General features: G+C 65.4%; 12 protein-coding genes. All 12 read right to left on the reverse strand.

Annotated elements, in window-relative coordinates; translation table 11 throughout:
• Position 1: 1 nt before the first annotated feature.
• Complete coding sequence (locus tag AC1Q6P_RS02385) at positions 2 to 280, reverse strand: holin (RefSeq protein ID WP_492662872.1); 279 nt, start codon at positions 278 to 280, stop codon at positions 2 to 4.
• 104 nt (positions 281 to 384) lie between these two features.
• Positions 385 to 576, reverse strand: coding sequence for a hypothetical protein (locus AC1Q6P_RS02390; RefSeq protein WP_492662873.1), 192 nt, complete (start codon positions 574 to 576; stop codon positions 385 to 387).
• Between the two features lie 15 nt (positions 577 to 591).
• Positions 592 to 957: a hypothetical protein gene (locus AC1Q6P_RS02395; protein ID WP_492662874.1), complete on the reverse strand. Its 366-nt coding sequence runs from the start codon at positions 955 to 957 to the stop codon at positions 592 to 594.
• A 556-nt stretch (positions 958 to 1,513) separates the two neighbouring features.
• Positions 1,514 to 3,556: a hypothetical protein gene (locus AC1Q6P_RS02400; protein ID WP_492662875.1), complete on the reverse strand. Its 2,043-nt coding sequence runs from the start codon at positions 3,554 to 3,556 to the stop codon at positions 1,514 to 1,516.
• Positions 3,556 to 4,431, reverse strand: a complete 876-nt coding sequence (locus tag AC1Q6P_RS02405) for a carbohydrate-binding protein (RefSeq protein WP_492662876.1) — start codon at positions 4,429 to 4,431, stop codon at positions 3,556 to 3,558. Before AC1Q6P_RS02405 ends, AC1Q6P_RS02400 begins: the two co-directional genes overlap by 1 nt.
• Positions 4,432 to 4,498: 67 nt before the next feature.
• Complete coding sequence (locus AC1Q6P_RS02410) at positions 4,499 to 10,276, reverse strand: tape measure protein (RefSeq protein WP_492662877.1); 5,778 nt, start codon at positions 10,274 to 10,276, stop codon at positions 4,499 to 4,501.
• The gene (locus AC1Q6P_RS02415; protein ID WP_492662878.1) at positions 10,273 to 10,545 is read right to left on the reverse strand and encodes a DUF1799 domain-containing protein; all 273 of its coding nucleotides are present in this window, start codon (positions 10,543 to 10,545) and stop codon (positions 10,273 to 10,275) included. The genes AC1Q6P_RS02410 and AC1Q6P_RS02415 overlap by 4 nt, the downstream gene beginning before the upstream one ends.
• Positions 10,546 to 10,649: 104 nt before the next feature.
• Complete coding sequence (locus AC1Q6P_RS02420; protein WP_492662879.1) at positions 10,650 to 10,991, reverse strand: hypothetical protein; 342 nt, start codon at positions 10,989 to 10,991, stop codon at positions 10,650 to 10,652.
• 127 nt (positions 10,992 to 11,118) lie between these two features.
• A complete protein-coding gene (locus tag AC1Q6P_RS02425; protein ID WP_492662880.1) occupies positions 11,119 to 12,081 on the reverse strand; it encodes a phage tail tube protein in 963 nt (320 codons plus the stop codon).
• A gap of 40 nt (positions 12,082 to 12,121) precedes the next feature.
• The gene (locus AC1Q6P_RS02430; protein ID WP_492662881.1) at positions 12,122 to 12,349 is read right to left on the reverse strand and encodes a hypothetical protein; all 228 of its coding nucleotides are present in this window, start codon (positions 12,347 to 12,349) and stop codon (positions 12,122 to 12,124) included.
• Positions 12,350 to 12,387: 38 nt separating this feature from the next.
• Complete coding sequence (locus AC1Q6P_RS02435) at positions 12,388 to 12,837, reverse strand: hypothetical protein (RefSeq protein WP_492662882.1); 450 nt, start codon at positions 12,835 to 12,837, stop codon at positions 12,388 to 12,390.
• Complete coding sequence (locus tag AC1Q6P_RS02440; RefSeq protein WP_492662883.1) at positions 12,834 to 13,085, reverse strand: head-tail joining protein; 252 nt, start codon at positions 13,083 to 13,085, stop codon at positions 12,834 to 12,836. Before AC1Q6P_RS02440 ends, AC1Q6P_RS02435 begins: the two co-directional genes overlap by 4 nt.
• Between the last annotated feature and the right edge of the window lie 51 nt (positions 13,086 to 13,136).

A 13,136-nucleotide genomic window follows, 5' to 3' on the forward strand; every position in this document is an offset into this window, starting at 1 on the left:
TTCAGTTATGGCGGCAGGCGCCCCGGCAACCCGTGCGGGCCTGGCGGCCCTCGCGCTCAATCGCAGCAATGCGCATTGCATGCTCACGCTCATCACGCCGGTCTTGCCGCGTGCGGAAGTACAGATTGACCGCAAAGCCGGCCAGGCCCAGCACCAGGCCCATCAAGACAGCAAAGCCATCCGACAGCACCCAGCCCAGGCCGATGGTGGCCACACCGCCATACGTGGCCTTGGTGGCCGAGGCCGCTACGGCCGCTTCGACCGCTTCAGTTGTTTTCATGCGCGCATGTCTCCGTCATTCATAGACCAAAGAAGCGGCCCGCGAGGCAAAGCCAGGCGGGCCGGATGAGAGAGCAGGTAAGAGAGCGCGCGAGGGCCTGGCAATCAGCCAGCCTGAGGCCCCGTCTGTTCGCCGGACAGTGCCTGCAGCTGAGCCTGGGCCTGCTGCTGGACTTCGGCCACCAGGGCAGCGACCGCGCCATAGGGCAGCTGAGCAGCGCCCTGCAGCAGCGTATTGACAGCGCTCAGGGGCAGCTGCAGAGAAATGGTGGGTTCTTGTTGCGATTGGAGATTCATGGTTTTGATTGGAAGTCAGGGAACAGTCGGCGAAGCCTGGGCGGCGGCGGCAGCCGCGCGGCCATCCCGCGCCTTGGCCGCCGCCATGTAGAGCGAATGCAAAGCCGTGTGCAGCTGCGCATGCGTCATGGCCTGGCCCGTGGCCTCACCCGTCGCAGGGTTGACCAGCGGGAACTCGCCCGCAGGGTCAAACTCCACCGCAACCGGGTCAGAGCCAAAGACTTGCTGCGCGGCAATGACGCGGCCGGCCACGGCCACCACATCGACCTCATCAAACACGATGCGCGGCGCGGCCTGACCCGGCAGCGGGTTGTAAATGGTGGCGCCGCATGCGCGCCGCCAGCTCTTTGCACTCGCGGTGCTTTCTCGATAGTCGGGCATAGCCCCTCCTTTGTTTAGCTCTCTCGGTCTGCAGTGATGGTGAACACACCCGAGCAAACAATGGCAGAGCCGGCACTGTTTGCGCTGATTTCAAAGAGCAGGGTTCCGCTCCGCACCGACGAGGCACCGCCCGTGCCTGACGAATAGAGCCAGGTGCGCGCCTGGCTCAGGGGCAGCCAGACGCCTTGGCCAGGGCCAGTTGTCGGCACAGCACCCGCTTGCAGCGTGGCGCGTATCCAATGGCTCGCCCCAATGCCAGCTTCGGACGCGTCAAACCATGCGCTGTAGCTGTATCGCGCGGGGCCGGCGTACTCCGCCATGGTGATGACGCCATCTGTCTCAAATGAAACGCTGGCAGAAACAGCTGAGGCCCCAATCCCTGAGGCCTGAACGGAGCCGCCGAAGTTCACAGGCGCACTTGCACCCGAGAGCCTCCACGCGGTCCCATCGTGGACGTACACGGACTTGGATTGCCGCCAGGCGGTCCCATCGTGAACATAAATCCGCTTGGCTCTGCGCCAAGCCGCGCCATCATGGAAATGGATCTGGCGCGGCATCAGTACATCACCCAGATATCGCCCTGCACGCCGCCAGACGGCGCAGCAGTGCTGACCTTGATGGAGCCCAAACCGATGCCGTTATCGCTGCCGTCAGAGTTGGCATACACACGGCCGTTCACGTAGTTCGACTTGTTGAAATAGAAGCGCGGCCGGTCTGTCTGAAAGTGGAAGAAATCGGCATTCATCGAACCGATATCGCAGTACCCAGAGGGCGACGAGAGTCGCAAGGCATAGCTATTGCCCCGCGAGAACCGGGTGCCGTTGTCCACGATGTCCAGAGTAGTCGCCACGCGCATGGAGTTGCCGTACACATGTGGCAACCCCCCATTTCGCTCAATGACCGCCCACCAGCCGCTGCCATTCTTTACGTAATAGTCACCTTGGCAGTAGAAGTGGCTGAGGGTTTGGACATAGCCATCAAAAGTGCTATTTGCTGTGAGATTCGCATACTGCGAAGGATTGAAATTCCCCTCATGCCAGACAGCCCGCCAAGGGTTCCACACGTTGCCGTCACCATTGCGGGTACGGAACGCAAGGGCGTTCCCTGCCGCATAGGGCGCATGAAGCTGAAGCCCGTAGCCACTGGCATCAAAGTGAACCAGCGGCCCCGGCCAGGGCGCGTTGTTGGAATAGGTGAACGCCGAACGGTTGCCCGCGAGAGTGTTCGCGTCCGCACCCGGATTTGCAATCCAGCCCACGAACCGGAACGGGTCAACGTTACCCGCATGCCAGACATCATTGCCCCGGTACCTGAACGTCCCGGCGAGGCTTGCCACCAAGACATCAGACCAGGCCACATCCGAGCCGATAGTGCCTACTGGTGCCGCTTGCACCACCAAACCATCAGCCAGATGCACCAGAGTCACCTTGTCCGCAAGCGCATAAGTGTGCCGATTTGTGGTGCCAGTGAAGTCCACACCATAGGCCAGGCCACCGTAATTGCCCCCCGAATATCCGAACTTGACCGCTCGTGCGTTGCCGCTGTTTTGGCCAGCATATGAAAACTCGCGCATCAGCTCGATAGAGCCGCCAGCGCCAATCTGCAGATTTCCCCGCAAGTTGCCGAGCTGGACGTTCCCCAACGCATGGTCAACATAGAACTGCACAGCGCCACCAGCCGAGGTATTCCTGCTTGAAAACAGCCGCCCATAGTCACCGACCACGCGCACTGCACCAGCACTAGGGCTGATCCCAAACACTGTGCCCGCCGCACCCGCCTGAAAATGCACCGAGCCCGCATCCATCTGGGCTGTCGCCAAAGGATGCGCCCCAATAATCCAGGCCTCAGGCTCAGTCGCCCCACCCAGACTGAAATAGCTCCAAGAGTTCGCACTGCTGGAGCGGACAGAGAACGCACGGAACGAACCCGCCCCAGTGAAGAGCCCACCGCCCGCCAGGGGTGCATAGCTGGCCGGGTTGAAGTTGCCGGTATGCCAGACCGCCTTGCCGCCCACAGACAGCACCGTGAAATTGGCCGCCGCCAGATCGGCCTTGGTGGCAGGGTTGAAATTGCCCGCATGCCAGACCGAATTGCCGCCGACCTGCAGGGCCGTGAAGTTGGCATTCGCCAAGTCAGCCTTGGTGGCCGGATTGAAGTTGCCCGCATGCCAGACGGCATTGCCGCCGACCTGCAGCACCACCGAGTCCCAATTGGCCGCATCCGCCGATGGGTCGCCCGGCGAAGCCCCTGCAGCCTTGCGCCGGTACAGCATGCGATTGACTGGCGAGAACACCACCGCATCCTTGGGATAGACGGTGGCCGCCACCCACGCTGCCGCGCCCGCATATCCTGCCGCTAGCTCGGCGCTGGCCTGGGCTGCAGCTCGGGCTGTCGCCGCCGCAGCGCTGTCCCCCGCCGCCGCTGCTGCCTTGGCAATGGCCGAGGCCTCGGCCGCCTCCACCTGATCGAACGCAGCATTGAGCTGCGCGACCATGGGCGTGAGTGCCGCCACATGGGCATCAGCCGCCGCCACAAAATCGGCGGGCGACTGCCGGCGACTTGGCGCAGCCGGCAATGCGCTGATATCAACAATTGGCATCAGATGAGCCCCTCAATTTCTAACGAACAATCCACCCACACCGGGCCGGATATCACGATGTCCACATCCTTGTAAAAGCCGTAGACGATGGACGCGTCATAGAGCGCGGTGGCCACCCATACCAGGGGGACAGCCCGGTATTGCGTCAGCAAGCGCACGACGCGATCGACATCGCCCGCACGCATGCGAATGGGCGCCCTGGCTCGCTTGCTCGCCGGCCGCTCGACCACACGCATTTCGCCGAAGCCGTCGCGCTGCTTGACCGAGTAGTCGGTGATGCCCAGGCTGAGCCCGTAGCGGGTTTCGCCCAGCACATGCTGCTGTCCCAGCACGATCACGCCGACGCTGGCCGTGCCGGTGGGGTTGCTGATCTCAACGCGCACCGTCGCATCGTTGTAGGGCGGCAGATCGAACAGCACCAGGTCACGGCGCCGCAGGATGGGCTCAAAGAAGTACGCATACCAATCATTGACGCCACTGCTGGCCACCAGATCGACGGTGCGGTCATACACCAGGCCATCGGTCGCATCGGTCACGCGCACCCGCACGCTGGTGGCCTCCATGTCCATCAGCGCCACCGCATTGACGCGGCCCGAGCCACGCACGGTGACATCAATCAAGCCCGCCTGCTGGGTGCTGGTGCCCACCGACGCATCAAACGCCGCCCAGCGATTGGTAGAGCCGATGTCCAGCCAGGCGCCGGGCTGGCTGGCCGGGTCTCTGCCCAGGTTGTTATCAATCAGGCTTTCATAGCGCCGATGGGTCGCGGTCACGATGACCCGCGCGCCCTTGGCATACGTGGTGCCTGCAGCCCAGGCGGGATGGTCGGTTTCGGGCACGTTGCTGGCGAGCAGCGCCGGGCCGTCCACCTTCATGGGGCGGATGACTTTCATTCATTCAGCTTTTGAGAAGAAGCCCGGCATCACGCCGGGCGGTTGAACATCACGCAGCCGCGCGAACCAGCAGCGCGTCACCATCCGGGCTCACACGCTCCAGCACCTTGGCCACACGCCCGGTGCCGGCCGCAATCGCAAACTGACTGGCCTCCTGCTCCGAGCGCAGGCGCGACACCTCGGCCCGCAGCTCGCGCACCTCCCGCACCAGCTCACCCAGAGGCGAGGCCGATGGATCAGCAGGCACGACAGGCGGCGGCACACCACCGGCCTGCCCGCCTGTGACGGCCCCCACAGGAACCACCCCCGGTGCAGGCAGACGCAGCGCAGCCAAGGCTTGCAGCTGCCCCAGCGTGCCCTCCAGGCTGGCCATGGTGGCCGCCTGCAGGCGCTTCAGCTCGACCGAGCTGCTCGCGCTGGCCTCGGCCGCCGTGAGCAAGGAACTACTGAGCGCCGGCAGTCGCGCCGCCGCCTCTTGATCCCCAGCCCGCGCTGCTGCCGTATCCAGCGCAAACTGAGTCTGCAGACTCGACAGCCCCAGCTCGGGCGAGTCGGTCAGCAGCCCCTTGATGCGCTTGATTTCGTCAGCCAAGCCATCGCCGAGGCCCTTCCAGGCATCAGCCGCCTTGGCCGCCGCATCGGCCGCCGCTTGCGCTGCAGTCTTTTCATCCTCCAGCGCCCACAGCCGCTCTTGCAGTGGCCGCAGGCTGGCGTCCAGCTTGGCCAGCTCGCGGGCGCGCAGCTCGGCCGTGTTGCCCTGCAGCTGCAGCAGCTGCCCCTCCAGGCTCTCGCGCTGGCCGGCCAGTTGCTGCTGAGCCTGGGCCGCTGCTTGCGCTGCCGCCTGCTCATCCTCCAGCGCCCAGATGCGCTGCTGCATGGGCCGCAGGCCGGCATCCATCTGCGCCAGCTCACGGGCGCGCAGCTCGGCCGTGTTGCCCTGGAGGCGCAGCAGCTGCCCCTCCAGGCTCTCGCGCTGGCTGGCCAGTTGCTGCTGAGCCTGGGCCGCCGCTTGCGCCGCCGCCTGCTCATCCTGCAGCGCCCAGATGCGCTCTTGCATCGGCCGCAGGCTGGCGTCCAGCTTGGCCACCTCAATGGCACGCAGCGCCACGGTGTTGCCCTGCAGCTGCAGCAGTTGAACCTCCAGACCCTGCCGCTGGCTGGCAAGCTGGGCCGCCGCTTGCGCTGCCGCCTGCTCCTCCTGCAGCGCCCAGATGCGCTGCTGCAGCGGGCGCAGGCTGGCGTCCACCTTGGCCAGCTCCGCTGCGCGCAGCGCCACCGTGTTGCCCTGCAGCTGCAGCAGCTGCCCCTCCAGGCTTTGCCGCTGGCCGGCCAGCTGGGCGGCTGCTTGCGCAGCTGCCTGCTCATCCTCCAGCGCCCAGATGCGCTGCTTCAGGGGCCGCAGGCTGGCGTCCATTTGGGCCAGCTCGCGGGCGCGCAGCTCGGCGGTGTTGCCCTGAAGCTGCAGCAGCTGGCCCTCCAGGCTGGCCCGCTGCTCTGCCATGGCATCGGCGCCCTCGGCAGCGCTGGCCAGAGCGCTCTGCAGCTCAGCGAAGCTACCCGACAGTGAAATGACCTTGCCGAACAGCTCTTGCCCTGCCGCCGTGCTGGTATCAATGCCGCGCACCAGCTTTTTGAAGCCCTCGGCCGAAGCCGGCATGGCCACGCCCGCCGCAGCGAACTGAGCCGCCACACGGCGCGACATTTCTGCCGTGCGCTCGGCCTCGGTCAAGAAGCTGTCAAAGTAAGCCTGCAGGCCCTCGCTCAGCGCATCAGCACCGCCCGCGCCACGGATCATGTCCACGCTCAGCGCGGCCACATCTGCACCAATCGCCCGCAGGCCGTCGCGCATCGTGGACAGTCCTTGCCACAGCTGGGCCAGCTCTTCAGCCGAACCCGTGAAGGCCTGGACGATCTCAGCCACACCCGTGGTCAGGCCGTAATTGGCTTTCTCCCAGGCCAGCAAGCTGCCCCGGATCAACTCAGAGCCGACATCGCCCTGCTTGTTGACGATATCGCCGTAGGCCATGGCCGACACGCCCAGCTTCTCCAGCACAGCGCGGGCGCCCTCCACCCCCGAGGCGACACGCACCACGGTTTCAAAGTAGCCCTCGCCGACCTTCTGAAAATCCTGCAGCCCCGGCAGCGCAGTGCTCGCAATGCGATCAGCCGCGGCGCCGAACACAGCGGTCAGGCGCTCTTGAATCTGAGCACCATTCAGTCCCTCCAGATTGATCTTGCCGATGCTGACCACGAACGTGGACAGCCGGCGCCGGACATCCTCCAGGCTGCGATCCAGCGGCCCGGCCGCCATTTCCACACCCTTGGCGAACTGCTCGAACATGCGGCGGAACTGCTGCGACAGCTCAGGGTCTGCACCCTGATATTGCGTGCTGCTCTTGTTGCTGTAGGTCACCCCGAAGAACTTCTTCTTCTTGGTGACATCGACATAGCTCTGCAGATTGGCGCCACCGTTGACGATGCTGCCCAGGGTCTGGTCCCCCATGTAGAGGCCCGTTCCGTTGATGGAGGTTTTGGTGCCAAACAAAGCACTGGCCACCTTGCCCACCACAGGAATCTTGCTGGCAAAGCTGATGAGCCCTGGCAGCTTGGTCCCCGTCTGCACGCCGAAGTTATCCCCGGTGGTCAGATTCTGGTCACGCACGATCAAGCCAGACAGGCCACTGATGCCGCCTGCAATCGTGTTGAGCGCGGACAGCATGCCCTGGCTATAGCGCAGGCTGATGTCGCTGTTCTTGGCCAGGTGATCCATGGCGCGATTGAGGCTTTCACTCTTGGCCGAGTTGTCGCCAAGCACCGTGCCGGTGCCGGTGTTACCCGGATCAGGCGCAGAACCGCCACCGCTGATGCCACCCACGATGAAGCCGAGGCCCGCCATGATGGCTGCCATCGACGCCATACGGGCGGGCGCCGTATAGGGGTCACCCCCCGCTTGGTTTGCCACACCAGCAACGGCTGCCGCCTGCCCCTTGAACATGTTCGCGGCGGCCTCCTTGATCGAAGCCCAAACACCTGAACTGGCGCTGGCCTCATCACCCGCGATCTTGGCCGAGGTAACCGTGCTGACCTCCATCAAGCGCTGCGCAATCGCCTTGATGGACATGGCCAATTCAAACGCCCGATACACCTTCTCGGCGTTCTCCAGCGCCTTGTAACCCTTGGCCCCCTCCTTGAAGAACCCCTTGGCCGCTCCAGCGATGTTGCCGTAGGCATTCATCTGCTTGGCCGCATCCCGGTCAGCCAACTGCGCCGCCAGGCGGGAGTATTCCTTCAGGTCCTTCTCTTTCAGATCGGCGAGCTTGGCATGGTCTTTGGCCGAGGCCTCTTGCGCCAGCGCCAGGTCACGGAAGCCCGCGACAAAAGCGCCCAGGCTCTGGCTGGCCTTGTCGAAGCCGGCCGCCAGATTGGCGCCAATGTCCTTGCCCAGCGAGCCCTCCAGCTCTTTCACCAAGTCCTTGGCGCTGTCGCGGTCATCCTTGCGGCGCACCAGGCCGGCGAGCTTCTCGCGCGCCGCGATCTCCGCATTGATGGCAGCCAGGCGCTCGGTCTGGCCAGAGCCAGCCGCTGCCCAGGCTGCATCCTTGAGGCGCTCAATCTGGACCCGCTCCATGGCTTCGGCCAGCGTCATAGTGCCGGCTGCCACCAGCTCCAGCGCCGCCTCTTCCTGCTGCATGGCCAGGACCTTGGCCATGGCCTGGGCTGCGCTCTGCTCGGCATCCTTGATGAGCGCGGCATAGCGCTTTTCGTGCGCCTCTTGCGCATCCTGCAGCGCCTTGGCCTCAGCCTCGGCCGCAGCCTTGATGCCGGGCTGCTGAGCCCAGAGCGCTTCCTGGGCCGTGTACAGCTGGTCAAGAACGATCTTCCGGGCTTGGTATGCAGCATTGAGGCTGTCCCATTTTTCCGAGAAGTCACTGGCCAGGCCGCCACCTTGAGCCGCCAAGTCTGCAGCCAACTTAACGCCAGCCTTGACCATCTCGGCAGACGCGTCCTTGACGGGCTCAGCGAACTTCTTGTGGATCGCCTTTTCAATGTCTGACGGGATGACGTTGCCGAACTCTGCCCTGGCCTTCTTGAGCTCCAACTGCAATTGCGCCGCCTTGTCACCCAGCTGAGCAAGCCATTTGAGACGCTTGTCGCCTGCATCGCGCTCCGAGGCCAGGCGCTGTTGCGCCGCCTTCTCTTCGGCGTTCAGCTCGCCAGTACGCAACGCAAACTGCAATGCAGCACGCTCGTTCTCAAGGGCCAGCGTTGAGGCATTCATGCCGCGTTTGACGGCCAACTCATCCTCAATTTCCACGAGGCGCTTGCGGGCATCGGCAGCAGCCTGAACATCGGCATCCGTGCCCGCTGCCTGTGCGGCCTTGCCCGCCCCAGTCAAGCGATTGCGCTCGCGCAGCAGCGCCACCTCACGGGCCAAGCGATCATTGGACTCATCCAGACGATCAATCAGAGCCGGCGCACCCTCGCCCGCCTTTTTGCTCGCACCGCCCCACAAGGCCCAAGCCGTGGCCCCAGCCGCGAGCAGCGTGGTCACCAAGCCCAATGGGCCACCCATCAGGCCAAGGGCACTCGATGCAACGCCAGACGCAACCCCGCCCGCCGTGGTCGCCGCACTCAATGCCGACTGCGCTGCCGTGCGCGCGAGCTGCGCCTGCATCACACGCGATTCAGCCACGGCGAGCGCGGATGCGCTGCCCACACCCAGGTTCATCGCCTGCGCTGCCGCCACCTGAGAGGCGGCCTGGGCCATATTCGCCTCAGTCAGCAACACGGTGTTGCGCAGTTCCTGCACCATCTTGGCGTTGCTGGAGATGCGTGTGTCCACCATCGCAACCATGCTCTGCAGCAATCGGCCGCCCATCACACCAGCAAGGCCAGCACCGGCCACGGCCACCACATCCAAATGCGAACCGATGGCGCGAATGGCTCCTGCCACTTGCTGGCTGGCACCCGACACTTTGTCAAAGTCCCCCACCAGCTTGAGCGCGTCATTGCGCATCAGCGTGGTGGCCTGGCCAATCGTCACCGGCAGCTGGGCCGTGGAATTCTTCAGCTCATCGCTGGCCTTGACCACGGCCGCAAAGAAGTCCTTGCTGGAAACCTTGCCCTCGGTCACCAGCTCCTTGAGCTTGGACAGGCTGCCGCCCGTGCCATCGATGTGCTTGGCGGCGGCAGCGAGCAGCGGCCGGGCACCGTCCAAGATGCTGTTGAACTCTTCCGCCTGCAGGTTCGCGCCGCCGATGGCCTGCCCCAGCTGCAGCAGGGCACCAGCCGACGCCGCAGCGCTGGTGCCATTGAGCGCCAATGCTGCAGCGGTGGCCTCGGTGAACTTGGCCACATCGGCCTGACTGGCGCCCAGCTCGGCGGCCACCGAGGCAGTCTTGGTGTAGAGCGTGCCGACCTCAACCAGACCCGCCCGCTGGCGCTCCGCGATGCCGGCAATGTCAGCCTGTGCCTGCGCATACTCACGCGCGCTGCCGGTGGCCAGCTTCAGCCGGCCATCCATGCTGGCCACCTCATCGGCCATGCCTGCCATGGCCCGGGTCACCTGGCCCACACCCAGGCCGCCCAGGATGGCGCCGGTCGCGCTGCCGATGCGGCCCACGGCCGACGCCAGCCGGTCGGTGGCCTCAATGGCACGCGCGGCCTCGCCGACATGCGCATTCCCGAATCGGACGCTGGCTTGCCGCATCACATCCAGCTCTGCAGCCACGCTGGCCGCGTGGGCACCAAAGAGGCGCTCGGTGCTGCCCAGCTGGGCCTGCAGCCCCGAGGGGTCTACGGCCAGGCGGTACTTGATTTCACTCATCGACGCTCTTTCTTATCGTTCACCTCGCGCCAGCCGGTCAACCAGCCGCGCTCGATGTGCTGCAGCTCGACAAACCGCGCGCGCCGCTCGGCAGGCTTCAGGCCCAGCAAGCGCAGGCAAGACTCGACACCGGCATAGGCCAGCCCCACCGGGCCACCCATGCCAACCACCCATTGGGTCTGCACGCCCAGGAACAGCTCAAACGCAGGCAGATGCTCCGGCCACAGATGCCATTCGCGCCCGGCCTGCAGGGACTCGGGCGACTCCATGTACAGGCCAAACGCCGCCAGGGCCTCGGCCGCTTCGTCGCGCCGGGCCTCGGCCTCAGCACCCAGCTGCAGATCGCCGCGCGCCAGCAGGCGCCCGGCCTCCGTCAGTTTTTTTCCTTGGCTCCGAAGTGCTTGAGATAGGACTGATAGGCCGTGTAAGCCAGGCCCGGAAACTCCAGCATGGCGGCCAGAGCCTCGGGGCTGTAGGCGGCCGGCTGGCCCGTGGCCTCTTCCAGCACCAGGGTTTGGCCCTCCCAGCCGGTGGCGACATCGGACACGAACTCGCGCACGGTCTGCTCATCCGTGTTGACGCGCTGAGCGACTTCGCTTTGCTGCAGGCGCTTGCACAGCAGGGTGAACGAGAAAGGAACGGTCTTGGAGCCATCGGCGGCCTGGAACTTGACCGGGACACGCACGAGATTGGCCACAGCGAACTTGAACGACATAACAGAGACTCCAAACAGAATTGATGATTGCGGCTGCCAGCTCAGGGCCAGGCAGCTCGGGGACACAAAAGATGGGGATTCAAGAGAGACAGGGCGCACCGGGCTGGGCCCGGTGCGCCCTGCCGGGTCACTTCACGACGATGCGCAATTCGTCATTGCCGGCCAGCGGCGCAAAGCGCAGGTCATAGGTCGACATGGCGCGGCCGTTGTAATCCTCATAGGCCGGGCTCAGGCGCTGCACCGCAGGGCCGAAGATCAGGATGGTGTTACCCACCACCGTGCCGAACTGATAGGACAGCGTGGCCAGCGAGTTGGCCTTGACGGCCTGCATGAAGGTCACGTAGTCGGCCGCACTCAGGTCCAAGCTGACCTTGCCCGTCACCTCGCGCTTGGTGATGTCGATACCCTCCGAGCTGGTCAGCGGCGTGAACTGCACCTCATTGCCCAGGCTCAAGGTCAAACCCTTGCCGGCATAGGGCGAGCCGCCCGTGATGGCGCCCGCAGCCAGCGCGCCGCCGAAGGTCACATCGCCGCTGTTCGCATCGTTGATGACGACCGGCGTTTTCCAGGCCGTCAGCGTGGTGGCTGGCGTGGCCGTGGCCGCAATGCCGCCATCGACGCCGCTGAAATTGAACGCCAGCTTCGGAATGGCGCCCAGCTCGGCCTTGATTTCGCAGGTGCCGCGAGCGCCGAGCAGCTTGTGCAGCACGCCATCCATGTAGTAGTAGATGGTCACAGACGGAATGTTCTGTGTGATCGGCGAATACTCAACCCGGGCCGGCGTGCTGGCCACCGTCTCGGCAAAGCCGCAGGCGCGCAGCAGCGGCGCCCAGGGCGGCGCGGTGCCCGCCGCCGAGCTGCCGGCCAGCTCGACCTCAAAGCTGGCCTGCACGAACGCCGTGCCGGCCAGCTGCTCGCTGGCACCGAAGTAGGCGCGAATCAGATCGCGGTCCACGTTGCTGACATTCAGCGGGGTGATGTTGCAGTTCGACACCAGCAGGGCATTGGCGGCGCCCGTGGGCGCCGCGTCAGTCCCTACGGTGGCCTCAACCGCCGCCAGGATGGCGGTCATGCGCATGTAACGAGGCATTCAGTTGCTCCTCTAAGTTGCGATGGGGTTGCCTGCGCGATCAGCGCAGGCGCTTCTTCGGCTCGGCCGGGGCGGCCTCGCCTTCGGCGGGAGCTGCCTCGCCATCGGCGGGGGGCGCATCCTCGGGCCAGCCCAGGCCTGCAGCCTCGGCGGTGGCGCGATCAGAGGGGCGCAAGCCGCCGTCTTCATCGCGGACCCACTGGCCACCCACGGGCGGCAGCGGCTCAGGGTTGCCCTCGGTGGGCTCGATACGGAAAACCTTGCTCATCAGATAACTCCGATTGATGTTGAAAAAAGCCAGGCCGCTCAGGCGGCGGCAGCCAGCGAGCGCGCGGCCGTGCGGTGCTGCACGCTGATGGCCAGGCGGGCCACAGCCACGGACGTATCCGCTTCCTGCAGCTCCCACTCAATGCGGGCCGCCTCCATGCTGTCGGCCACGCCCGGCGCGGCCTGGGGCAGCTGCTCCAGGCGCGCAAACACCGCTGCCAGCAGCGGGTCCAGCGCATCCTCGGGGTCTTGCTCAGGGACCGCCCGCGCCTGCAGCTCCAGCACCAGGGTGGTGGCCCATTGCCCTGGCCCGCTGGTCATGCCGGGCTGTCGCTGAGCGACGGCGGGCAAGATCAAGACCGAGCAGGCCTGGCTTTGTTGCAGAGGCCGAAAGCTGCCCCGATACACGCGGCCATCCGCCAGAGCTGGCGGCTGCAGCAGCAGGTCCTTGGCGGCCCGGGTCAGATCGGCAAATGCGGTGGCACTCACAGCGCATCCTTCAGCTTCAGCACCGTCAAGCCGGTGCCGTCAGACATGGTTTCGCGCACCGTGAACCGGCGCTCACCACCGGGCAGCTGCAGCCGCAGCGGCATGTCCACCACCTGGGCAGGCACCGCCGCCGACTCCAGCCGCAGCTGCGGCTGGGCCGCAGCCACGCCATAGCCGCCCAGAGAATCGACGGCTGCCGGCTCATCAAAGAGGCCCTGAACCGGCACGCCGCCCAGCAGGCCGGACACGCCCTCAACCTCAATCAGAAACCGCAGATCAGCCGCACTCTCACCGGCCGC

The organism is Roseateles sp. GW835-FHT13E02 (genome assembly GCF_058794035.1).